This window comes from Pseudomonas sp. BMS12 (assembly GCF_001592875.1).
Classification (GTDB): Bacteria; Pseudomonadota; Gammaproteobacteria; order Pseudomonadales; family Pseudomonadaceae; genus Aquipseudomonas.
This window is the reverse complement of sequence record NZ_LSOF01000003.1, coordinates 173,726-196,122: the sequence shown is the minus strand read 5'-3', so window position 1 is coordinate 196,122 and position 22,397 is coordinate 173,726. Positions and strand designations below refer to the sequence as shown.

The window sequence follows — 22,397 nt, the reverse complement described above, 5'->3', positions numbered from 1 at the left end:
AACCGCATAACAGTAGGACTGTGGCGATAAAACGCAGCCGATCGCGGGGGCGCGGGGCTATAATTCGCCCCTTCCCGTACTCCCCAGGCGCAGAACCCGCGATGACCCAGGATCAGCTCAAGCAGGCCGTGGCCCAGGCCGCCGTCGACCATATTCTTCCCTTCCTCGACAGCAAGAGCGTGATCGGCGTCGGCACCGGCTCCACCGCCAACTGCTTCATCGACGCCCTGGCCCAGCATAAGATGGCCTTCGACGGCGCCGTGGCCAGCTCCGAAGCCACCGCCGCGCGCCTCAAGGGCCATGGCATCCCGGTGTATGACCTCAACGCCGTGGACGGCCTGGAGTTCTACATCGACGGCGCCGACGAGAGCGACGAGCGCCTCAACCTGATCAAGGGCGGCGGTGCCGCGCTGACCCGCGAGAAGATAGTCGCGGCGGTGGCCAAGACCTTCATCTGCATCGCCGACGCCAGCAAGCTGGTGCCGGTGCTTGGCGCCTTCCCGCTGCCGGTGGAAGTGATCCCCATGGCCCGCAGCCACGTGGCGCGCCAGCTGGTCAAACTGGGCGGCGACCCTGTGTACCGCGAGGGAGTGGTCACCGACAACGGCAACATCATCCTCGACGTGCACAACATGAGCATCGTCGACCCGGTGAAGCTGGAAGCGGACATCAATGCCATCGTCGGCGTGGTCACCAACGGCCTGTTCGCCGCGCGCCCGGCCGACCTGCTGCTGCTCGGCACCGCCGAGGGTGTGAAGACGCTGAAGGTCTGATCGCCCTGAAGTGAAAGAACCCGGCCTCGGCCGGGTTTTTTGTGCCTGCAAAGTTATCTGTAAGAGGGGCCTTGGCCGCGACCGGAAGAGTTCTGGGTGGTCTGGGTCGCGGCCAAGGCCCTTCCTACGGTTTGGTGCTGCCTGGGGCTGTCGCGGCTAAAGCCGCTCCCACAAAAGCACGGGATCGACTTTGTGGGAGCGGATTCAGCCGCGATGGTCGGCCCGTACGGAGTTTGGCTGGTCAGGGATGCTTGGCAAACCACTGGTCGATCAGCTCGCGCAAGCGCTCTCCAGAGAAGCTAGCGAAGTGGCCGCCATGCACCGTGCGCACTGGCAGGTGGCGCAGGCGTTCGAGGCTGGCGGCGTAGTCGGCCAGGTTGGAGTGGTAGGCGTCTTCGATCAGCGGGCCGTCGTAGACGATGTCGCCGGAGAACAGGGTCTGCGTGGCCGCTTCCCACAGGCTGATGCCGCCGGGCGAATGGCCGGGGGTGTGCAGCACCTGCAGCACGCGGTCGCCGAGGTCCAGTACGTCACCTTCCTCGATCAGACGGGTGGCCGGCGCGGCCTTCACCCGGTATTCGGCGTAGCACAGCGGGCACTCCGGGTGCGCCTCGAACATCTCGTCGCCGACGAAGGCGGTGGCCAGTGTGTTGTCACCATCTGGTGCGGCAAGGATGGCGGCCTCGGCCGGGTGACAGAGGCGCTCGGCGAACTCGTGGTGGCCGGCGATATGGTCGAAGTGGGTGTGGCTGGCCACGGCCAGCAGCGGCTTGGCGGTCAGCCAGGGCAGTTGCTCGCGCAGGCTGACCAGGCCGGAGCCGGAGTCCACCAGCACATCACGCTCGCGGCCGCTGATATGCCACAGGTTGCAGCGGTAGAAGGGCCGCACGTAGGGCTCATGGATCAGGCGCACACCGTCGTCCAGGCGGCGCACCTCGAACCAGTGGTCTTTGCTGACGATCTTCATTTCGGCTCCTTGCGCAAAGGCCGCCTTGCGGCGGCCTCTGCAGTCTGTACTGGGATGGGCGATCAGGCCAGACGCACGCGTGGCACCAGCACCCAGCGACGCAGCACGGTGTAGCTGGTGGCGGTGATCAGGAATACCGGCAGCGAGGCGCCCCAGGCCAGCGGCGAAACCCAGCCCCAGTAGTAGGCCAGCACGGCGCCCAGGCCATAGGCGGCGAAGGCCGCCGGGTTGAAACCACCCAGATAGCGGTAACTGCCGCCGTCCTCGCTGAGCAGATCGTCGACCGCGTACTGACCGCGCTGGATCAGAAAGAAGTCGGCGATCAGCACGGCGAAGGCCGGGATGAACAGGCTGCCGATGATCAGCAGGAAGCTCTGGAAGTTGTCGAGGATGCCGGGGATCTGCGAGCCGGCCACTGACAGCACGCCGATCACCAGGGCCGGTTTCCAGAACTTGGTCTGCGGACGCATGTTCAGGTACGACAGGCTGGCGCTGTACACGCACATCACGTTGGTGGTCATCACCGAGAGGAACACCACGATGGCCGCCGGCAGACCGAAGCCGAAGCCGGCCAGAAGTACCGCCGGGTCATAGGTCTGCTCCATGCCGCCGAGTACCGAGAAGCCGGAAACGGTGGCGCCCAGGCCCATGGCCAGCAGGGTGGCGACAACGTAGCCGAGCCAGGTTCCGACGGCCGCATCGCCCTGAGTGCGGCAGTTGCGGTTGTAGTCCGCGGCCAGTGGAATCCAGGAGAAGGCGGTGGCGATGACGATGTCGAAGGCGATGCCGGGGGTGATCTCGTTGCGCGGCTCCACCGGCATGCTCAGCAGCTGGCTGAACTCGAACTTGTCGGCCATCACGTAGAACACCGCGCCGGCAAGCAGCAGCATGCCGATGGCAGCCCAGCGCTCGACCCGCTCGATGCCCAGGTGACCGCGCAGGGCGATCAGCAGCACCAGGGTCTCGCAGAGGATGGTGAACAGCGGCAGGTTGCTGTAGCCGGTGACGTGCTCGACCGCGTAGTTCAGGCTCATGCCAGCCAGCAGCGCCTGGATCCAGCTCCAGGCCAGCAGGGTCAGCAGGTTGACCAGCGAGGGCAGTTTGGCACCGTGCACGCCATAACTGCCGCGGGCCAGGACCATGGTGGTCAGGCCGGTGCGCTGGCCCATCAGGCCGACCAATACCAGCGGCAGGATGCCGATGGCCGAGCCGCACAACACGATCAGCATGGCCTGCAGGAAGGGCAGATCCGGCACCAGCAGCATGCCGGTGAGGATGGTGGTGACCACCACGTTGGCGCCCAGCCAGAGGGCGGTGGTACCGCCGAAGCCGAGGCTGCGGTGGCTGGCGTCGGTGGCGGCGAGGCCGTCCTGGCCGAAGTGTTGGCTGAGGTTCTTGAGCATGTGTCGACTCCCCGATGTTTGATTATTGCTTTAGGTAACGCGGCAGTCAGTGGTGCAGGTGCTTGTTGTCGTTATTGCCCTGGCCCGGATGGCATCCGGGCCAGTGTGGGCTGGCTCAAGGGTGGAAGGGTGCTTCCTCACGGACCTCGATGATCAGCGGGCGATCTGCGGGCGCGCTGCGTAGCAGCTCGGCCAGGTGCGCGTGGTCACGCGCCCGTTCCGCCGCGCAGCCATAGCCGCGGGCGATGGCGATCAGGTCCGGGGTGTAGATATCCACGCCGATCGGGGTGATGTCGCGGCGCTCCATGTAGCGCTTGATCTCGCCGTAGCCGCTGTTGTTCCACAGCAATATGACGATGCCGACGCCGGCTTCCACCGCGCTGGCCAGCTCCGGCAGGGTGAACTGGATGCCGCCGTCGCCGATCAGGCATACCACCGGGCGCGTCGGCTCGGCCAGCTTGGCGCCGATGGCGGCCGGCAGGCCGTAACCGAGGGTGCCGTAGCCGGTGGAGGAGTTGAACCAGCGCCGCGCGCCGTCCAGCTCGACCAGGTGGTTGCCGCTGTACACGGTCTGCGTCGAGTCACCGACGAAGCGCGCCTCGGGCAGTACGTCCAGCAGCGTATCGAACAGCTGGCGGTAGTGCGCCCAGCCGGAGAAACCTTCGGCCAGCTGCGCCTGGGCGGCGGCGGTGCGTTGCGCGCCGGGGCTGTTCGGCTCGGCGCTGCGTGGGTTGAGCCCGGCCAGCAGCATGCGCATGGCCAGGCGCGCGTCGCCCTGGATGGCCAGGGTCGGTGCATGGTTGCGGTGCAGTTGCTGTGGGTCGATGTCGATGCGGATCAGCTGGCCGGGGATGCGGAAGTTGCCGTCGAACACCACGTCGTAGTCGGTCTCGCCCAGCTCGGTGCCGATGGCCAGCACCACGTCGGCCTGCAGCGCCAGCTCGCGCACCGGCACCAGCGACTGGTTGCTGCCCAGCAGCAGCGGGTGGCCCGGCGGTAGCAGACCCTTGGCGTTGATGGTCAGCGCGGTCGGCGCGTCCAGCGCGGCGGCCAGGGCGCGCGCCTCGGCCTGGGCTTCGACGCAACCACCACCGAGCAGCAGCAGCGGGCGCTGGGCGCCGCGCAGCAGGCTGGCGGCTTCCTGCAGCAGGGCACGGTCCGGCGCCGGGCGGGCGCAGCGCGGTTTGGCCTGGACGCGCATATGGCTGGCGTCGGCGGTGATGATGTCCAGTGGCAGCTCGATATGCACCGGGCGTGGTCGCTCGCCCTCGAACACGGCGAAGGCGCGGGCCAGTACCGCCGGCAGCTCCTCGACGCTCATCAGGGTGTGGCTGAAGGCGGATACGCCGGCGACCATGGCGCGCTGGTTGGGCAGCTCGTGCAGGTAGCCATTGCCGTGCCCCAGGCGGGCGCGCTCGTTGACGCTGCTGATCACCAGCATGGGTATGGAGTCGGCGTAGGCCTGGCCCATGGCGGTGAGGATATTGGTCATGCCCGGGCCGGTGATGATGAAGCACACGCCGGGTTTGCCGCTGACGCGGGCATAGCCATCGGCCATGAAGCCGGCGCCCTGCTCGTGGCGCGGGGTGATGTGGCGGATGGCACTGCCCGGCAGGCCGCGGTAGAGCTCGACGGTGTGTACGCCGGGGATGCCGAACACGGTGTCGACGCCCCAGGCTTCGAGTTGTTTGACGAGGAATTCGCCGCAAGTGGTCATGCTGAAGTCCTGTGTTGTGCGCCCGGCCCCGTGCGGGGCCGGTGCGGCTTAGCCGACGATCCAGTGCGCCATCAGCGCGATGATCGGCAGGGTGATCAGGGTACGGATGATGAAGATGACGAACAGCTCCAGCAGGTTCAGCGGCAGCTTGGCCTTGAGGATCAGCACGCCGACTTCGGACATGTAGATCAGCTGGGTCAGCGACATGCAGGCCACCACGAAGCGGGTCAGCTCGCTCTCGATGCCCTTGCCCAGCACGGCCGGCAGGAACATGTCGGCGAAGCCCACCAGCATGGCCGGCGCCGCCTTGGCCGCTTCCGGCAGTTGCAGCGCTTCGAGCAGCGGCACCAGCGGGTAGGACAGCCAGTTGAAGATCGGGGTGAACTCGGCGATGGCCAGCGACACGGTGCCGATGGCCATGACCAGCGGCAGCAGGCCGAGCCAGATATCCACCACGTTGTGCACGCCGATGCGCGCCATCTGTGCCGGCGACGGATTGATGTTGGCGCGATTGACGGCCTGGGCCAGGCCCCAGCGCAGTAGCGAGGTGCCGGCCGGTACGTCTTCGCTGATCTGCTTGCCGACGCCGGCGACGTACTCGTCCTTCTTCCACGACAGCGGCGGGATGCGCGGGGTGATGATGGCGGCGGCCAGGCCGGCGACCACCACGGTCAGGTAGAAGGGCACGAACAGGTGGTCGAGCTTCATGAAGCTGGTGATCAGCAGGCTGAAGGCGATCGAGGCGATGGAGAAGTTGGTGGCGATCACCGCCGCTTCACGCGCGCTGTAGAAGCCTTTCTGGTACTGCTGGGCGGTGATCAGCACGCCGACGGTGCCCGAGCCGAGCCAGGAGGCGATGGCGTCGATGGCCGAGCGGCCCGGCAGGCCGAAGATCTTGCGGAACACGTTGCGCACCAGGGTGCCGCAGAACTCCATCAGGCCGTAGTCGGTGAGCAGTGGCAGGACCAGGCCGGCGACCAGGAAGAAGGTGATCAGCACCGGGGCCAGGTCTTTCAGCACCACGCCGCCGGTGTTGGCGCTCCAGATCCACTCGGGGCCGAACTGCCAGAAGGTCATGGCGGCGAACAGCGCGCCGACCACGCGCAGGCCGAGCCAGAACGGGTGCAGGTTGAACAGGTCGTTGAGGGCCGGGCGGCGGGTGACCCAGTGTGGCTTGAGCAGGGTGGCCAGCAAGCCGGCGATGGCGGAGAACAGCAGCAGACCGGTGGCGATGGCCGGCAGATGAGCGCTCAGCGCGGCCTTGAGGGCGTCGGCCATGACGCCGAGGCCGATGGTGACCTTCTCTTCGTAGACGATGGGGGTGAGGAACAGCAGGATCCCCAGCAGCGAGGGGATCAGGAACATCAGAAATTGACGCGCGCTGTAGCTGTGCTCGGGTGCGGGCTGGTCATCCAGCAACGGCATGGATTCTTCGTGGTTCATGGCACACCTTGATTGTTGTTGTCAGTGTGTCCGGGCGCCGGGCGCCCGGTCGTAATAAAAGGCCGGAGTGGCGCCTAGCGGCGCTGCACACCCGGCAGCACGCAGAGCATTTCGTAAAGCAGGTTGGCACCTAGCAGCGAGGTGTTGCCGGTGGTGTCGTAGGGCGGGGAAACCTCGACCAGGTCGCCGCCGATGATGTCCAGGCCCTGGCAGCCGCGGATGATCTCCATCGCCTGGATGGTGGTCAGGCCGCCGATTTCCGGGGTGCCGGTGCCGGGCGCCCAGGCCGGGTCGATGCCGTCGATGTCGAAGGAAAGGTACACCGGGCCGCCGCCGACCTTCTCGCGCACTTCGGCCATCAGCGGTTCCAGCGACTTGTGCCAGCACTCTTCGGCTTGCACGACGCGGAAGCCCTGCTTGCGGCTCCAGTTGAAGTCCTCGGCGGTGTAGCCCTGGGCGCGCAGGCCGATCTGCACCACGCGCTGGCTGTCGAGCAGGCCTTCTTCCTGAGCGCGGCGGAAGGTGGTGCCGTGGGCGATCTTCTCGCCGAACATGTGGTCGTTGACGTCGGCATGGGCGTCGATATGGACCAGGCCGATCTTGCCGTACTTCTTGTGCAGGGCGCGCAGGATCGGCAGGGTGATGGTGTGGTCGCCGCCCAGGGTCAGCGGCTTGATGTCGAGTTCGACGATCTCGTCGTAGGCCTCTTCGATGATGCGCACGGCATCCAGCAGGTTGAAGGTGTTGATCGCCACGTCGCCGATGTCGGCCACGTTGAGCGAGTCGAACGGCGCGGCGCCGGTGGCCATGTTGTACGGGCGGATCATCACCGACTGGGCGCGGATCTCGCGTGGGCCGAAGCGGGTGCCGGAGCGCAGCGAGGTGCCGATGTCGAGCGGCACGCCGACGAAGGCGGCGTCGAGCTGGCGTTTTTCTTCGACGTTTTGGATATGCGGCAGGCGCATCATGGTGGCGATGCCACCGAAACGGGGCATTTCATTGCCGCCCAGGGGCTGGTGCAGGATCTTGTCCATGGGTGGGGCCTCACGGTTGTTGTGCTTGTAATGAACTCGGGACGGTCGAGCGCCCCGAGCGGAGCGTGGGTCGATTCTTCTGCGCCGGGGCGACAAAAAGAATCGCTGTGGCGAAATAATTAGTTCATGAATTTCTAAACTAACCGTCACCGTCTTAGGATGAGCACTCCTACCGACGGACTGCGCCCATGACCCCTGCCTTGCCCGATCTCAAGCTGCTGCGCATCTTCGCCAGCGTGGTGCGCCACCAGGGTTTCGCCGCCGCCCAGCAGGAACTCAACCTGTCCACTTCGGCGATCAGCACTTACATGAGCCAGCTGGAGGCGCAGCTGGGCCTGGTGCTCTGCCACCGCGGTCGCGGCGGCTTCAGCCTGACCAGCAAGGGCGAGCTGTTCCATCAGGAGTGCCTGCGCCTGCTGGCCGAGCTGGAGGGCTTCGAGCGTTACTCGGCGGCGCTCAAGGGTGAGCTGCGTGGCACCCTGAACCTCGGCGTACTGGACTCCACCGTGGGCGATCCGGCGCTGCCGCTGGCCGAGGTCATCGGTGTGTACAGCGAGGAGCATCCGGCCGTGCACCTGCACCTGGCGGTACTGAGCCCTGCCGAGTTGCAGCTGGCGCTGCTGGAGAACCGCCTGGACCTGGCCATTGGCGCCTTCTATACGCGGATGAACGGCCTGACCTATCAGGCCTTGTACCGCGAGCAGCACTGGCTGTACTGCAGTGATCGCCATCCCCTGTTCACCCAGCGCAGGATACCCGCCGAGGTGATTACCCAGCAGCGCATGGTGGGGCGTGGCTACTGGAGCCAGAGCGAGCTGGCCCGGCACGGCTTCAAGCACAGTGCGGCGACCGTGGAGTCGATGGAGGCGCAACTGATCCTGGTGCTCTCGGGCGCCTATATCGGCTATCTGCCCGAGCACTACGCCCAGCCCTGGGCCGAGCAGGGGCGGCTCAAGGTCTTGCTGCCCACCACCTTCGGCTACCAGGCACCGTTCAGCCTGGCGCTGCGTCGCGGGCGCTCGCGCGAGCCGCTGATCCAGAGCTTTCGCGACCTGTTGCGCGGGCAGCTCAATCCGTCCTAGGCGTGCAGGGCCGGCATCAGCGTCTAGGCTTGCTGAACCTTCCCCGTGACAGGAGTTAGACCATGGCCAGCAAGTTCCACCTGAAAACCGGCAAAGACGGCCAGTTCCACTTCAATCTGCTTGCCGGCAACGGCGAGATCATCCTCAGCAGCGAAATGTACAAGGCCAAGGATTCGGCGCTGAACGGCATCGAGTCGGTACGCAAGAATTCCCAGCGCGACGGGGCCTTCGAGGTCAAGCCGGCCGCCAGTGGCAAGTTTCACTTCGTGCTCAAGGCCACCAACGGCCAGGTGGTCGGCCAGAGTCAGATGTATGCGAGCGAGGCCAGTGCCGTGGCCGGCACCGAATCGGTGAAGAGGAACGCGCCGGAGGCGGCGTTGCAGGACGATAGCTGAGTGACTTGCCCGCCTATTCGGCGGGCTTTTTCTCGAAGACGTAGAACAGGTTCGGCTCGCTCACCACATAGAGCCGACCCTGGTCGTCCATGGCCACGCCTTCGGCCTGCGGTACGGTTTTCTCCAGGCCTTGGCGCCCGCCGAGCAGCGACAACGAACTGATCGGCTGGCCATCGGCATTCAGCTCCAGCACCAGATGCGACTCATCGGACAGGGCCAGCAGGTGGCCGCTGCGTTCGTCGTACTGCAGGCTGGACAGGTCACGCACGAACAGTCGGGCATCGCGCTCCGGATCGTTCACCACGTGCACGGCGAAGGGTTTGTCCGGGTCGGTGTGGGGAAAGCCGTGGATCTCGTAGATGCTCAGCGGGTCGCGCTCCTTGGCCACGAACAGGCGCTGCCCCTGGCTGTCATAGGCCAGCCCTTCGAAGCCCTTGTTGCCGTTGAGACCGATGCCCAGCGATAGCTGCTCGGAGTCGGCGGCATCGACATAGGCCGTGTCCTCGCTCAGGTGCACGCGGAACAGTCGCTGCTGGCGCTCATCGGTAATCACATAAATATCGGTACTGATGTACTCGATGGCTTCCGGATCGCCGAAGCCGGTCATGGGGATACGCCGAATGATCTTCCCGTCGAGGGTCAGTTCGATGATTTCCGAGTTCTTGTTGGTCACGGTGAACAGGCTGCGGCGATCCGGATCGAAGGTCAGCGCCGAGACATCATCCTCCAGCCCTTCGATCGGCTGGGCCTGCAGGGTGGCAACATAGTCCGGTAGCCAGACCGAACGTTCGCGCCATTCACTGGTATGACGCCACTCCTGCAACTTGAACCAGCCGCGCTCGAACAGACGCAATTGCTGGGCGGCCACTGCGGCAAGGGACAACAGGAGCAACAGGACTGCCGGCAGCAGAAAACGTGGTCGAGTCAGTCGGCGCATGGTGGGCATCCACGGGGGGAGGGGCCGTATGGAAGCACGGCCGGCTGAACCCAAGCTTAAGCGTCGTGGGGCATTCTGCGTAGCGAGTTATCCACGGCCGGCTCGGGGCTCGTGTTCAGCCCCTGGGCGCGGCGGGCTGATCCCGGTTGAAGACGTAGAACAGATTGGGCTCGCTGACCATATAGATGGTGCCGTCCTCGTCCATGGCCACTCCCTCGGCGCGCGGAATGCGGCTTTCCAGCCCGCTCTGGCCACCGATCAGGCTGATGAAGCTGACCGGCTCGCCCTGGGCGTCTAGCTCCAGCAACAGGTGCGACTGGGCGGAGAGGGCGAGGATGTGCCCGGTGCGCGGGTCTACCGAGAGGGCGGACAGGTTGCGCATGCCCAGGCCGTAGCTGGGCAGTGGCTGCAACTCGGTTTGCAGCAGGCGTTGGCCGTCGCTGCCCAGGCTGAACATGCTTGGCGAGCGTTCCTTGCCGAGCAGCAGGCGCTGCTGGGCCGGGTCCCAGGCCACGCCCTCGAAGCCCTTGTTACCGGCATCCGGAAAGCCCAGGTCGAACGGTTGGCCATCGGCCATGTCCAGTTCGAGCGTTTCCGGGGTCAGGCTGAAGATCGACAGGTTGCGCTGGCGCTCGTCGGCCACGGCGATGTTGCCGTTTTCCAATACCGCCACTCCCTCCGGATTGGAGAAGCCCTTGAGCACGATGCGCCTTAGCACCTCGCCGGTGCGGCTCAGTTCGACCAGCATGGGCAGTTTGCCGGTGACGGTGAACAGGGTGCCGGTCAGCGGGCTGTAGGCCAGGTCGGAGGTCTCGTCGTCTTCCAGTCCGGCCAGCGGCTTGCCCTGCACGCTGGCGCTGTAGCCCGGCAGCCAGATGCTCGCGACGCGGGCGCTGGCGGACATGTCGCGCTCCTTGAGCCAGAGTCGGGCATGGTCATCCCAGTGCCGGTAGTCGACGACGAGGGCCAGGCAGACGACGGCGCTGATCAGTAGCAGAAGGCGGGTATGGCGACGGGAGATGAGTGGCATCCGGGACTGCTCGGAAGATCGAGCCTCTCAGAGTACTCGGGGGCGGTGAAAGTTCTGTGAAAGCGGCGGGATGCCCGCCGCTTTTGCCGTGGCCGGCCTCAGAGTACCTGGCTGGCGAAGCGCGACAGGCCGAGCAGCTCGATCTCCAGGCTCTCGCCGCTGGCCAGCGGGCCGACGCCGGCGGGAGTGCCGGTAGACACCACGTCGCCCGGCTGCAGGCTGAAGTGGGCGGCGATGTGCTGGATCAGCGGCACGATGGGGTTGAGCATGTCGCGGCTGTTACCGTCCTGACGTACCTTCCCGTCGATGCTCAGGCGGATGCTGATGTCGCGCACGTCCTCCACCGCATCGGCGGCGACGAAGGGCGCCAGCACATAGGCACCGTCGAAGCTCTTGGCCAGCTCCCAGGGCAGGCCCTTTTCCTTCAGTTTCGCCTGTACGTCGCGCAGGGTCAGGTCGAGGGACGGCGCATAGCCGGAGATGGCGTCCAGCACTTCTTCTTCGGAGGGCTTCTTCGACAGCGGCTTGCCGATCAACACGGCGATCTCCGCCTCGAAGTGCACGGCGCCGCGATCTTGCGGGATGGCGAAGCCACCGGCCATCGGCACGGTGCAGCTGCCCGGCTTGATGAACAGCAGTGGCTCGGTGGGAATCGGGTTGTTCAGCTCGGCGGCATGCTCGGCGTAGTTGCGCCCGACGCAGACCACCTTGCCCAGCGGGAAGTGGATCGGGGTACCGTCGGTGTACTGGTGCTGGTAGCTCATGCGGGCTCCTGGGTGGCGAAGGAACAGCTGGCGGCCGAGGCCGCCGCGGAGCAGAGGATGGCAGGCGTGGGTGGCGCCGGCCATCCGACGGAAGTCAAAGAGGGAAGATCTTGCCCGGGTTCATGATGCCGTTCGGGTCGAATACGGCCTTGATCGCCTTCATGTAGCCGATCTCGGCCTCCGAGCGGCTGTAGTGCAGGTAGTCGCGCTTGGTCATGCCCACGCCGTGCTCGGCGGAGATGGAGCCGTTGTACTTCTGCACGGTCTCGAACACCCACTGGTTGACGATGGCGCACTTGGCGAAGAACTCGTCTTTGGACAGGTTCTCCGGCTTCAAGATGTTCAGGTGCAGGTTGCCGTCGCCGATATGGCCGAACCACACCACTTCGAAGTCCGGGTAGTTGGCCTCGACGATGCGGTCGATGTCATGCAGGAAGGCCGGCACCTTGCCCACGGTGACCGAGATGTCGTTCTTGTACGGCGTCCAGTGGCTGATGGTCTCGGAGATGTACTCGCGCAGCTTCCACAGGTTCTCCAGCTGCTGCTGGCTCTGGCTCATCACACCATCCAGCACCCAGCCCTGCTCGACGCAGTGCTCGAAGGTCTCCAGCGCCTGGTTGGCGACCTCCTCGGTGGTGGCCTCGAATTCCAGCAGGGCATAGAACGGGCAGTCGGTGTCGAAGGCCGGCGGCACGTCGCCACGGGCCATGATCTTGGCCAGGGCCTTGTCCGAGAAGAACTCGAAGGCGGTCAGGTCCAGCTTGTTCTGGAAGGCGTGCAGCACCGGCATGATCGAGTCGAAGTCGGGGGTGCCGAGCACCATGGCGGTGAGGTTCTTCGGTGCGCGCTCCAGGCGCATGGTGGCCTCGACGACGAAGCCCAGGGTGCCTTCGGCGCCGATGAACAGCTGGCGCATGTCGTAGCCGGTGGCGTTCTTGATCAGGTCGCGGTTCAGCTCCAGCAGCTCGCCGGTGCCGGTGACCACCTTCATGCCGGCCACCCAGTTGCGGGTCATGCCGTAGCGGATCACCTTGATGCCGCCGGCGTTGGTGCCGATGTTGCCGCCCAGCTGGCTGGAGCCCGAGGAGGCGAAGTCCACCGGGTAGTACAGGCCCTTGTCTTCGGCGAACAGCTGCAGCTGCTTGGTCACCACGCCCGGCTGGCACACCACGGTGCGGTCGAATTCGTTGAAATCGAGAATCTGGTTCATGTAGTCGAACGCGACTACGACTTCACCATTGGCCGCCACGGCAGCGGCGGACAGACCGGTGCGGCCGCCCGAAGGCACCAGGGCAACCTTGTGGGCGTTGGCCCAGCGCACGATGGCCTGTACCTGCTCGATGGTCTTGGGGAAGACGATGGCGGACGGTGCCGGGGCGAAATGCTTGGTCCAATCCTTGCCGTAGGCGTTCAGCGAGTCGGCGTCGGTCAGCACCTTGCCGGCCTCCACCAGGGTCTTCAGCTCGTCGATCAGGGCAGGATTGGTCATCTGGGAACTCTCAAACGGTTCATGGTCACCCTGAGTACGCTTCATCGCCCAGGGGTGGCTGTTTCGCGGGGCTCGTATGCTAGCATACGCACCCCGCCAATCGAGCCCCCGAGCCGATCTGCGGGCCCTGGCCGGCATTGTCCGCAGCCGCTTCCCTGACACTTTTTGTGGGACCACAGGTACTCCGATGAGCAAGACCTCTCTCGACAAGAGCAAGATCAAGTTCCTTCTGCTGGAAGGCGTGCACCAGAACGCCGTCGATGTGCTGAAGGCCGCTGGCTACACCAACATCGAGTACCTCAAGGGCGCCCTGTCAGATGAAGAGCTGAAGGAAAAGATCGCCGACGTGCATTTCATCGGCATCCGCTCGCGTACCCAGCTGACCGAAGAGGTCTTCGATTGTGCCAAGCGCCTGGTCGCCGTCGGCTGCTTCTGCATCGGCACCAACCAGGTCGATCTGAATGCCGCCCGCGAGCGCGGTATCGCCGTGTTCAACGCCCCTTACTCCAACACCCGCTCGGTCGCCGAGCTGGTGCTGGCCCAGGCCATCCTGCTGCTGCGCGGCATTCCGGAGAAGAACGCCTCCTGCCACCGCGGTGGCTGGATCAAGTCGGCGGCCAATTCCTTCGAAATCCGCGGCAAGAAGCTGGGTATCGTCGGCTATGGTTCGATCGGCACCCAGCTCTCCGTGCTGGCCGAGGCCCTGGGCATGCAGGTGTTCTTCTACGACCCGCTGACCAAGCTGCCGCTGGGCAACGCCACGCAGATCGCCAGCCTGCACGAGCTGCTGGGCATGGCCGATATCGTCTCCCTGCACGTCCCGGAGCTGGAAAGCACCAAGTGGATGATCGGCGAGAAGGAAATTCGCGCCATGAAGAAGGGCGGCATCCTGATCAACGCCGCTCGCGGCACCGTAGTGGTGCTGGAAGCCCTGGCCGAAGCGATCAAGGACGAGCACCTGATCGGCGCCGCCATCGACGTGTTCCCGGTCGAGCCTAAGTCCAACGACGAAGAGTTCGAGAGCCCGCTGCGTGGCCTGGATCGCGTGATCCTGACCCCGCACATCGGTGGTTCCACCGCAGAGGCGCAGGCCAATATCGGCCTGGAAGTGGCCGAGAAGCTGGTCAAGTACAGCGACAACGGTACCTCGGTGTCGTCCGTGAACTTCCCGGAAGTGGCTCTGCCGGCGCACCCGGGCAAGCACCGTCTGCTGCACATCCACGCCAACATCCCGGGCGTGATGAGCGAGATCAACAAGGTGTTCGCCGACAATGGCATCAACATCTCCGGCCAGTTCCTGCAGACCAACGACAAGGTCGGCTACGTGGTGATCGACGTCGACGCCGAGTATTCCGACCTGGCGCTGGAGAAGCTGCAGCACGTCAACGGCACCATCCGCAGCCGCGTATTGTTCTGATCCGCACGCCGCGATGAAAAAGGGAGGCTTCGGCCTCCCTTTTTTGTGGGCATCAAGTCGGTAACGGCAGCGCCAGGTCGGGGCTAGGTGCGGGTTTTCGCGGCTAGAGACGCTCTTTCCGAGCAGTGTGCTCTGCACCGGCAGGCAGTGCGGGCACAGCCTTGCCTTATTGCACCTGGATGGTGATCTTCTTGGAGATTACCGGTGGGTCCATGGGCACGTGGTACTTGTCGCCGATCAGCAGCTGCAAGGTGTGCGGTCCGGGTGGCAGGGTCAGCTGGGTCTCGGTCTGGCCCTTGCCGAAGTGCAGGATATGCTCGGTTGCCGGCAGCGCCGTATCCAGCAGCGGCATCTCCTCGACATCCACCAGCAGGTGATGGTGCCCGGTGTCGGGGAAATCGACCCCGGCCGGCGCTATGCCCATGCCCTTGAGGCCGAACCTGACGGTGAAGGTCTGCGCGACGGTGGCGCCATCGGCTGGCTCGATGATGTACACCTGGGCGCCTTCCGGGGCGGGTAGTTGCGGTGAGGCGGGTGACTGGGCCTGGGCCAGCAGCGGGCTGGCACACAGCACTACGAAAAGGCCCATATTGGGCAGGAAGTTGGGCATGCTGGAGCTCCTTGAGCGTGTTCCAGCTTTGACCATAGGTGATTCGCTGCGGCTTGCCGGGTCAGTCGTCGTGTCGCTCCAGGCGCGCCAGTTCGGTGGCGGCCTCGCTGAGCTGGGTTTCGTTGAACACCTTGACTCCGGCGCGGCGCAGCAAGGCGGCGGTCACGCCTTCACCGGCGACCAGGGTGCCGCTGAAGCTGCCGTCGTAATTGTGGCTGTTGCCGCAGGACGGGCTGCGCGCCTTGAGCACGGCAACCCGCAGGCCGTGCTGCTGGACCAGTTGCAGGGCGATTTCGGCCCCGGCGACGAAGGCCGTAGTGACATCGTCGCCACTGTCGGTCAGTACCGGGCGTGAGCCGTCCAAGACCTGCGCGCCCTGGCCGCCAGGTATTTCCGCTGGCGGGCGCGGCGTGGGCAGGCCGCCGGCCACTTCCGGGCACAGCGGCACGATGCGGCCTTCGTCCTGCCAGCGCTGCAGCAGATCAAACGGGCCGTGTGCGCCGCCGTCATAGCGCACCCGGTGGCCGAGCAGGCAGCGGCTGACCAGTAGTTTCTCCATGTTCAACTCCTGCGGCGGAACCAGCCGGTCAGCGACAGGCGCTCGCGGCTGGCCGGCAACACTTCATGCGGCAGTTCGGCAGACATGAACAGCACCAGGCTGCCGCCCTGCGGCAGCAGATCCAGCGGCTCATGGTTGTGCGGGTAGATACGCAGAGCTCCGCCCTGGGCTGCCTGCCAATCCTGGTTGAGGTAGAACACTGCCGAGACGCAGCGCCGATCGTCGTCGCGAAAGCGGTCGAGGTGTTTCTGGTAGAAGCTGCCAGGTGGGTACAGGGCGAAGTGGCTCTCGTAGTCCTCCAGGCCCAGGTAGAAGGCCTGATTGAGGGCCTGGCGCAACTCATCCATCGCTGTCAGGTACTGGTCGCTGGCCGGACTCTGGCCGGGTTCGAGCCACTGGATATGGTCGCCGCGCACGCCCTCGCGCACCGCCAGGCCCTGGCCGCGGCCGACCCCGGCTGGGCTCAGTGCGCCTTTCTCGGCACGCGCACGGCACTCTGCGGCCAGTTCGTGGGTCAGAGTATCCGGCAGGAAGTCTTCCTGCCGCGACCAGCCCTGGCTGGCGAGGTCATCGATGATCTGCGGCAGCTGCCGCTGGAGGCGTTGGTTATGCATGGCGGGATTCTATCAGTGCCGGCGGCGGCGCCCTACAATAGCCGCGCCAGACAGGAGTCCCCCATGCGCGCCGTTTTCACCCTGCTATTGCTGCTGTGCAGCTTTCCTAGCTTCGCCGACGATCACGCCAGCCTCTATCAGAGTGCCGGCTGGCCGCAGCAGCGCGCGCATTTCAACGATGCCTTGCAGGCGGCCCAGCAGCGTTATCAGCCCAGCTTGCCGCCGGGGGTGTTCCAGGCCCTGGTGGACAACAGCAATCGTCGCTTCGAGCCCAGGGCCATGGAGCAGCGAGCTCAGGCCGCGTTGCGCATGGAGCTGGCCGACCCGCGTCCGGCGCTGCAGTTCTTCGAGTCGGCGCTGGGCCGCAAGGTGGTGGCCGCCGAGATCCAGGCCACCAGTCGCGAGCAGTTGGCTGCCCACGCGCAGGGACTGCCGGCGAGCCAGGCCGATGCCACGCGCCGCCTGCTGATTCGCCATCTGGCCCAGGCGCTGCCCGCCAGTCAGGCCGGTGCCGAGGTCAGCCTGGCGCTGGCCGGTGTGGCCGCCGACAGCCTGAGTTCGATGGTGCCGGGCCTTTTCGGCGAGGCGCAGACCCAGCTGCTGGTGCAGGGGCAGCGTCAGCGCCTGCTCGGCGAGATCGAGGGACAGATCGATGACACCCTGCTGTATGTCTATCGCGAGCTGTCCGACCCGGAGCTGGAAGAGTTCGTCACCTTCGCCCAGTCCCCCGGCGGTCAGGCCTATTACCAAGCCGCCCTGGTGGCACTGCGCGCCGCGCTGGCCGTGGGGCAGTCGGCACAGGGCCTGGAGCCGGCGCAGCAGGGCATCTGATTAGCGGCTAGCGCAGGCGCTCGCTGAGAAAGGCGAAGTAGCGCTTGCGGATATCCTCATGCTCGTTGGCCAGGTGATGGCGGGCACCGGGGATGCGCAGAATCTGCGGCTGATCGAACTTGGCCTGCAACACCGCCAGGTTGTGCCTCCAGTCCACCGTCATATCGTCCTCGCCTTGCACCACCAGGGGCTGCAGGGCGCTGCGCTGCGCGCGCTCGATGCGAGGAATCCAGCGCGCCAGGGCGCCGACCCAGGCAGTCGGCAGGTTGCGGGGCTGCAAGGGATCGCGGTTTTGCAGGAAGTCGAGGAACGCCGGGTCGCTGGAGTTGGCCGAGAAGCGTCGCGGAATCGCCGACTTGAACGGACTCAGCAGGTGGTAACTGAGTTTCGACAGGCCCCAGGCGCGCGGCCGTACCAGCGGAGCCAGAAGAATGGTGGCGCCGGGCTCGGGGCGCGGCGCGCCGGTCAGCAGGTAATCGAGCAGGATGGCGCCACCGGTGCTTTGCCCGCACAGGTGCCAGGGTTGCGGCAGGTCGAGGCTGGCGGCCTCGTCGAGCAGCCCGTGCAGCGCGCGCTGGTAGCTGGCGAAGTCATCGATGCTGGCGCGTGGCCCGGCGGACAGGCCGTGGCCGGGCAGGTCGAAGGCCAGCGCGGCGAGGTTCAGGCTCAGCGCCCAGTCGATCACATGGCGGTACAGGCCCATGTGGTCGTAGTAACCGTGCAGCAGGATCAGCGTCGCCTGCGGCTCGGGTGGTAGCCAGAGCTGGGCGACCAGGTCGAGGCCGTCGCTGGTGAAGCTGCCCAGGCGGCTGCGCACCGCCGGGTGCTGGGGCAAATCCAGACCGTAATGGCGTTGATAGGCCAGGGCCTCCGCGCTCAAGGCTTGCCCTGCGGCCAAGGGTCGCAGGCTGGCACGCAGACGCTCGGCCTGAAAGGGTTCCGTCGGGGATTTGGGCATGGCGGTCATGGCGTATTCGAGGCAGTGGGCAAGCGCCGATATTCAGCTGTCGGGTGCGGCATGGCAAGCTAGGCGCCCCGATTCGATATTTCCCGCTCATGTCGTCGTCACGCAAGACCCTGCTCGCCAGCCTGCTCGCCATCTTCTGGCTGGGCGCCATGCTGGCCGCGTTCTGGTGGTTCCAGGTGCGCTATATCCGGCCGTTCGAGGCGCGTACGGAGCTGTTCGCGGGTAGCCAGCTACGCCTGCCGGCCGAGCTGGCCGGGCCGGGACCGATTCGCCTAGTGCACTTCTGGGACCCGGGCTGTCCGTGCAATGTCGGCAATCAGCAGCACCTTGGCGAGCTGCTGCAGAACTATGCGCCGCGTGGGGTGAGGTTCTACTCGGTGCAGAAGGCGGGTAGTCAGGGCCGTCTGCCCGACAACCTGCAGGCCTTGCAGCCGCTGGAGGGATTGCTGGGCAGTGAGCAGTTGCCGGCCAGTCCGGCGGTGGCGATCTGGGACCGTGAGGGCAATCTGGCCTATTTCGGGCCTTACAGCGAGGGCGCGCTCTGTACCTCCAGCAACAGCTTCATCGAGCCGATTCTCGAGGCGCTGCAGGCGGGGCGGCAGGTGCATGCGGACAGCAATCTGGCGGTGGGCTGCTTCTGCGACTGGGCAAAGGCGCGGGGCGCGGATTCAGTCGCGCTGCAATAACCAGGTCAGGCGCCCGGGGCGGTATTCCGGTATTTCATCCGGGGCCGCGGCGTTGAAGGCTTCGAGGATGCGCAGCTGCTCGCCTTCGCGCTGGAAGATCCAGGGTGCGCCCTGCTCGCCGAGCTGCAGCCACAGGCTGTCGTTGTCGCCGGCCATCGAGGCACAGTCGCCGGCCAGACACAGAGCATAACGTTCGGCGCCGGGCAGGCCTTCCAGGCTGCCGTCCGGGTGGAACAGCACCAGTCCGCCTTGGCCCTGGCCTTCGCGGATCAGCCATTTGCCACCGAGGTAAGCCTCGTACAGTACCCATTCGAAGCTGCTGCCGATGGGGGCGCCGAGGGCGACGTCATGGCTGGCGCGGCTGAATTGCTGCTGCGGGCCTTGAGCGCCGGCCAGCTGTATCAGCTGGTCATCCTGCAGCTTCAGGTGTTCCTCAAAGCCGCCCTGATAAGCGACGGTCAACTGGCCGGCATCGCCAATATCCAGGCGGCCTTGCGGACTCTCGAAGCCATTGCTGTAGGTCGCCAGGCTGCGTCCGCTATCGAACTGCCATTCCAGCACAGGGCCGTAGGCCAGCAGGGCTTCGCGCAGTGGCCCGCCCTGGCGTGCCTCCTCGACGATCGACTGGTTGATCCAGGTGCCATCGGGGCTGCCGCCCGAGCCCGCACAGCCGGTCAGCAGACCGGCGCACAGGAGCAGGGCGGCGAGGCGGCGCATGGGGCTTAGTCGATGACCAGGATGCCGTCCATTTCCACCAGCGAGCCACGCGGCAGCGCGGCTACGCCAATGGCGGCACGGGCCGGGTAGGGCTGCTCGAAGTAGCGGCCCATGATCTCGTTGACCTTGGCGAAGTGGGACAGGTCGGTGAGGAAGATGTTCAGCTTGACCACGTCCTTGAAGCTGCCGCCGGCGGTGGTGATGACTGCCTTGAGGTTCTCGAACACCTGTACGGTCTGCTCCTCGAAGCCTTGCACCAGCTCCATGGTCTTCGGGTCGAGCGGGATCTGCCCGGACAGGTAGACGGTGTTGCCGGCCTTGATGGCCTGGGAGTAGGTGCCGATGGCTGCTGGTGCGTCGGGCGAGGTGATGACGGTCTTGCTCATGGGGTTTCCTTAGTTGGCGTAGGTTGTTGATGGGGCCGCGGACATGCCAGCAGCTGGCGCTCAGGCCTTGACCCGGGTAATACGGATCACGCCAGCGAGCGCGCGCAGTTTCTTGATCACGCGGGCCAGGTGGACGCGGTCGTGCACGCTGATGACCAGCTGGACCACACTGATGCGGCCATCGCGCTCGTCCATGCCGATCTTCTCGATGTTGCCGTCGGCGGCGTTGACGCTGCTGGCCAGCAGGGCGATCAGGCCGCGCTGGTGTTCCAGTTCGACGCGCAGCTCGACGTTGAATTCGCCGGCGACATCCTTGGCCCAGTTGAGCTGGATGCATTTCTCCGGGTTGTTGCGGATGTCGGCGATGTTCCGGCAGCTCTCCAGATGCACCACCATGCCCTTGCCGGCCGACAGATGGCCGACGATCGGATCGCCGGGGATCGGTGTGCAGCACTTGGCGTAATTCAGCACCAGGCCCTCGGTGCCGCGGATGGCCAGTGGGCCGTCCGGGCTGGGCGCGGCGTCGCCACTCTCGGCCAGCAGACGGCGCGCCACCACGTAGGCCATGCGGTTGCCCAGGCCGATGTCTTCCAGCAGGTCTTCGATCACCTCGTGGCGATACTCGGCCAGCACGGTCTGGATGCGTTCTGCGCCGATTTTTTCCAGATGGCTGTCGAAGCCGGCCAGGGTCTTGTTCAGCAGGCGCTCGCCCAGGCTGATGGACTCCGAGCGGCGTTGCAGCTTGAGGGCGTGGCGAATATGCGTGCGTGCCTTGCCGGTGACCACGAAGTTGAGCCAGGCCGGATTGGAGCGGGCGCCGGGGGCAGTGACGATTTCCACCGTCGAGCCGCTTTCCAGGGCTTGCGACAGCGGCGCCAGGCGGCGGTTGATGCGGCAGGCGATGCAGCTGTTGCCGACGTCGGTATGCACGGCGTAGGCGAAGTCGACCGCGGTGGAGCCTTTGGGAAGCTCCATGATCTTGCCTTTCGGGGTGAAGACGTAGACCTCGTCGGGGAACAGGTCGATCTTCACGCTTTCGATGAACTCCAGCGAGTTGCCGGCGCGCTGCTGCATTTCCAGCACACCCTTGACCCACTGGCGGGCGCGGGCGTGGTTACCCTTGGGCGCTTCGTCGGCATCCGATTTGTACAGCCAGTGTGCGGCAATGCCGTTGTTGGCCATCTCCTCCATCTCGCGGGTGCGGATCTGGATCTCAATGGGGACGCCGTGCATGCCGAACAATGTGGTGTGCAGTGACTGGTAGCCGTTGGCCTTGGGGATGGCGATGTAGTCCTTGAAGCGGCCGGGTAGCGGCTTGTACAGGTTGTGCACGGCGCCGAGCACGCGGTAGCAGGTGTCGACCTTGTCGACCACGATGCGGAAGGCGTAGACGTCCATGATCTCGTTGAACGCCCGGCGCTTGCCGCGCATCTTCTGGTAGATGCTGTACAGGTGCTTCTCGCGCCCGGTCACCTCGCCCTGCAGGCCTTCGCGCTGCAGGCAGGCGAGTATGGACTCCTCGATCTTGGCGACGATTTCCTTGCGGTTGCCGCGGGCGCGGCGCACGGCGGTGCGGATGCGCTCGGAGCGCATCGGGTGCATGGCCTTGAAGCCGAGATCCTCGAACTCCACGCGCATGCTGTGCATGCCCAGCCGGTTGGCGATGGGGGCGTAGATTTCCAGGGTTTCCTTGGCGATGCGCCGGCGCTTCTCGCCGGACAGCACTTCCAGGGTACGCATGTTGTGCAGGCGGTCGGCCAGCTTGACCAGGATCACGCGAATATCGCGGGCCATGGCCATGGCCATCTTCTGGAAGTTCTCGGCCTGGGCCTCGGCCTTGGTTTCGAAGTTCATCTGGGTCAGCTTGCTGACCCCGTCCACCAGTTCCGCGACAGTTTCGCCGAATTGACTGGTGAGCGCTTCTTTGGCGATGCCGGTGTCTTCGATCACGTCATGCAGCATTGCGGCCATCAGGCTCTGATGGTCCATGTGCATGTCGGCGAGGATGCTGGCCACGGCGAGAGGATGGGTGACGTAGGCTTCGCCGCTGCGGCGGCGCTGCCCGTCATGCGCCTGCTCGGCGTAGAAATAGGCGCGGCGAACCAGGTTGACCTGATCCGCGGCCAGGTAGGTCGAGAGCCTGTCGGCGAGTCCGTCTATGCTCGGCAAGATTTCACCTCCTGCCGTGCTGGATGGGGACCCGGTGCCGCGAGACGTCGACCAGGCATAGGCTTACAGAGGCTCGTTGGCCTCTTCCTCGAAGGAGACGAACAGCGGCTCTTCTTCGACCAGGTCTTCCTGGGCGACGAACTCGGAGTCGACCAGGCCGGCGGCGATTTCGCGCAGGGCAACCACGGTCGGCTTGTCGTTTTCCCAGGCTACCTTGGGCTCTTTGCCGCCGGTGGCCAGTTGACGGGAACGCTTGGTGGCCAGCATGACCAGCTCGAAGCGGTTATCGACGTTGTCCAGGCAGTCTTCAACGGTAACGCGGGCCATGGTGTTCCTCGTGGCAAATAGCAGATAAAGCTGGGCCCGGATGGGCGAGCGGACTGGATAGTCTAAAAAATCACCAGCAT

Annotated in this window: 23 protein-coding genes; 6 read left to right on the top strand and 17 right to left on the bottom strand. The window is 65.5% G+C overall.

Features of this window, described 5'->3' with window-relative positions; all coding sequences use genetic code 11:
• Positions 1–101 precede the first annotated feature (101 nt).
• Positions 102–773, top strand: coding sequence for a ribose-5-phosphate isomerase RpiA (rpiA, locus tag AYB31_RS02025; protein WP_068825273.1), 672 nt, complete (start codon positions 102–104; stop codon positions 771–773).
• A 241-nt stretch (positions 774–1,014) separates the two neighbouring features.
• On the opposite strand, the gene AYB31_RS02020 is transcribed toward rpiA, so the two are convergent.
• The 5 genes from AYB31_RS02020 to speB form a co-directional block, all read right to left on the bottom strand.
• Positions 1,015–1,740: an MBL fold metallo-hydrolase gene (locus AYB31_RS02020; protein WP_068825271.1), complete on the bottom strand. Its 726-nt coding sequence runs from the start codon at positions 1,738–1,740 to the stop codon at positions 1,015–1,017.
• Between the two features lie 62 nt (positions 1,741–1,802).
• A complete protein-coding gene (locus AYB31_RS02015; protein ID WP_068825269.1) occupies positions 1,803–3,143 on the bottom strand; it encodes a purine-cytosine permease family protein in 1,341 nt (446 codons plus the stop codon).
• A gap of 115 nt (positions 3,144–3,258) precedes the next feature.
• On the bottom strand, positions 3,259–4,860 hold the full coding sequence (locus tag AYB31_RS02010; RefSeq protein WP_068825267.1) for a 5-guanidino-2-oxopentanoate decarboxylase: 1,602 nt from the start codon (positions 4,858–4,860) through the stop codon (positions 3,259–3,261).
• A gap of 48 nt (positions 4,861–4,908) precedes the next feature.
• Positions 4,909–6,303: a YjiH family protein gene (locus AYB31_RS02005; protein WP_068825265.1), complete on the bottom strand. Its 1,395-nt coding sequence runs from the start codon at positions 6,301–6,303 to the stop codon at positions 4,909–4,911.
• A 74-nt stretch (positions 6,304–6,377) separates the two neighbouring features.
• Entirely contained in the window at positions 6,378–7,337 is a 960-nt protein-coding gene (gene speB, locus AYB31_RS02000; protein ID WP_068825263.1) for an agmatinase, read from the bottom strand.
• Positions 7,338–7,525: 188 nt separating this feature from the next.
• Between speB and AYB31_RS01995 the strand changes: the two genes are divergently transcribed.
• Together AYB31_RS01995 and AYB31_RS01990 are read left to right on the top strand one after the other, a co-directional pair.
• Complete coding sequence (locus AYB31_RS01995) at positions 7,526–8,419, top strand: LysR family transcriptional regulator (protein WP_068825261.1); 894 nt, start codon at positions 7,526–7,528, stop codon at positions 8,417–8,419.
• Between the two features lie 62 nt (positions 8,420–8,481).
• Positions 8,482–8,814, top strand: a complete 333-nt coding sequence (locus AYB31_RS01990; protein ID WP_068825259.1) for a YegP family protein — start codon at positions 8,482–8,484, stop codon at positions 8,812–8,814.
• 13 nt (positions 8,815–8,827) lie between these two features.
• Here the strand turns inward: AYB31_RS01990 and AYB31_RS01985 are convergent, their stop codons facing one another.
• The 4 genes from AYB31_RS01985 to AYB31_RS01970 form a co-directional block, all read right to left on the bottom strand.
• Positions 8,828–9,751 (bottom strand): SdiA-regulated domain-containing protein, encoded by a 924-nt coding sequence (locus AYB31_RS01985; RefSeq protein ID WP_068825257.1) that lies wholly within the window; start codon positions 9,749–9,751, stop codon positions 8,828–8,830.
• A 115-nt stretch (positions 9,752–9,866) separates the two neighbouring features.
• The gene (locus AYB31_RS01980) at positions 9,867–10,781 is read right to left on the bottom strand and encodes an SdiA-regulated domain-containing protein (RefSeq protein ID WP_068825255.1); all 915 of its coding nucleotides are present in this window, start codon (positions 10,779–10,781) and stop codon (positions 9,867–9,869) included.
• 98 nt (positions 10,782–10,879) lie between these two features.
• Complete coding sequence (locus AYB31_RS01975) at positions 10,880–11,545, bottom strand: fumarylacetoacetate hydrolase family protein (RefSeq protein WP_068825253.1); 666 nt, start codon at positions 11,543–11,545, stop codon at positions 10,880–10,882.
• A 94-nt stretch (positions 11,546–11,639) separates the two neighbouring features.
• Complete coding sequence (locus AYB31_RS01970; protein ID WP_068825250.1) at positions 11,640–13,034, bottom strand: FAD-binding oxidoreductase; 1,395 nt, start codon at positions 13,032–13,034, stop codon at positions 11,640–11,642.
• Positions 13,035–13,221: 187 nt separating this feature from the next.
• On the opposite strand from AYB31_RS01970, the gene serA reads away from it, so the two are divergent.
• Positions 13,222–14,451 (top strand): phosphoglycerate dehydrogenase, encoded by a 1,230-nt coding sequence (gene serA / locus AYB31_RS01965; RefSeq protein ID WP_068825248.1) that lies wholly within the window; start codon positions 13,222–13,224, stop codon positions 14,449–14,451.
• A 166-nt stretch (positions 14,452–14,617) separates the two neighbouring features.
• On the opposite strand, the gene AYB31_RS01960 is transcribed toward serA, so the two are convergent.
• The 3 genes from AYB31_RS01960 to AYB31_RS01950 all read right to left on the bottom strand — a co-directional run bounded on the left by AYB31_RS01960 (position 14,618) and on the right by AYB31_RS01950 (position 16,234).
• Entirely contained in the window at positions 14,618–15,061 is a 444-nt protein-coding gene (locus tag AYB31_RS01960) for a DUF4399 domain-containing protein (protein ID WP_068825246.1), read from the bottom strand.
• Positions 15,062–15,122: 61 nt separating this feature from the next.
• Positions 15,123–15,620 (bottom strand): DUF523 domain-containing protein, encoded by a 498-nt coding sequence (locus AYB31_RS01955; protein ID WP_068825244.1) that lies wholly within the window; start codon positions 15,618–15,620, stop codon positions 15,123–15,125.
• Between the two features lie 2 nt (positions 15,621–15,622).
• The gene (locus tag AYB31_RS01950; RefSeq protein WP_068825242.1) at positions 15,623–16,234 is read right to left on the bottom strand and encodes a 2OG-Fe(II) oxygenase; all 612 of its coding nucleotides are present in this window, start codon (positions 16,232–16,234) and stop codon (positions 15,623–15,625) included.
• Between the two features lie 63 nt (positions 16,235–16,297).
• Between AYB31_RS01950 and AYB31_RS01945 the strand changes: the two genes are divergently transcribed.
• Positions 16,298–17,065: a DUF2059 domain-containing protein gene (locus AYB31_RS01945; protein ID WP_068825240.1), complete on the top strand. Its 768-nt coding sequence runs from the start codon at positions 16,298–16,300 to the stop codon at positions 17,063–17,065.
• Between the two features lie 7 nt (positions 17,066–17,072).
• On the opposite strand, the gene AYB31_RS01940 is transcribed toward AYB31_RS01945, so the two are convergent.
• Positions 17,073–18,032 (bottom strand): alpha/beta hydrolase, encoded by a 960-nt coding sequence (locus AYB31_RS01940; RefSeq protein WP_442961784.1) that lies wholly within the window; start codon positions 18,030–18,032, stop codon positions 17,073–17,075.
• Positions 18,033–18,121: 89 nt separating this feature from the next.
• On the opposite strand from AYB31_RS01940, the gene AYB31_RS01935 reads away from it, so the two are divergent.
• Positions 18,122–18,718 (top strand): DUF6436 domain-containing protein, encoded by a 597-nt coding sequence (locus AYB31_RS01935; protein WP_068825238.1) that lies wholly within the window; start codon positions 18,122–18,124, stop codon positions 18,716–18,718.
• On the opposite strand, the gene AYB31_RS01930 is transcribed toward AYB31_RS01935, so the two are convergent.
• The 4 genes from AYB31_RS01930 to rpoZ form a co-directional block, all read right to left on the bottom strand.
• Positions 18,701–19,435, bottom strand: coding sequence for a hypothetical protein (locus AYB31_RS01930; protein ID WP_068825236.1), 735 nt, complete (start codon positions 19,433–19,435; stop codon positions 18,701–18,703). The genes AYB31_RS01935 and AYB31_RS01930 overlap by 18 nt on opposite strands.
• A 5-nt stretch (positions 19,436–19,440) precedes the next feature.
• The gene (locus tag AYB31_RS01925; protein ID WP_068825234.1) at positions 19,441–19,821 is read right to left on the bottom strand and encodes a RidA family protein; all 381 of its coding nucleotides are present in this window, start codon (positions 19,819–19,821) and stop codon (positions 19,441–19,443) included.
• Between the two features lie 60 nt (positions 19,822–19,881).
• Entirely contained in the window at positions 19,882–21,990 is a 2,109-nt protein-coding gene (gene spoT / locus AYB31_RS01920; RefSeq protein WP_068825232.1) for a bifunctional GTP diphosphokinase/guanosine-3',5'-bis pyrophosphate 3'-pyrophosphohydrolase, read from the bottom strand.
• A gap of 63 nt (positions 21,991–22,053) precedes the next feature.
• Complete coding sequence (gene rpoZ / locus AYB31_RS01915; RefSeq protein ID WP_068825230.1) at positions 22,054–22,317, bottom strand: DNA-directed RNA polymerase subunit omega; 264 nt, start codon at positions 22,315–22,317, stop codon at positions 22,054–22,056.
• Positions 22,318–22,397: the final 80 nt, after the last annotated feature.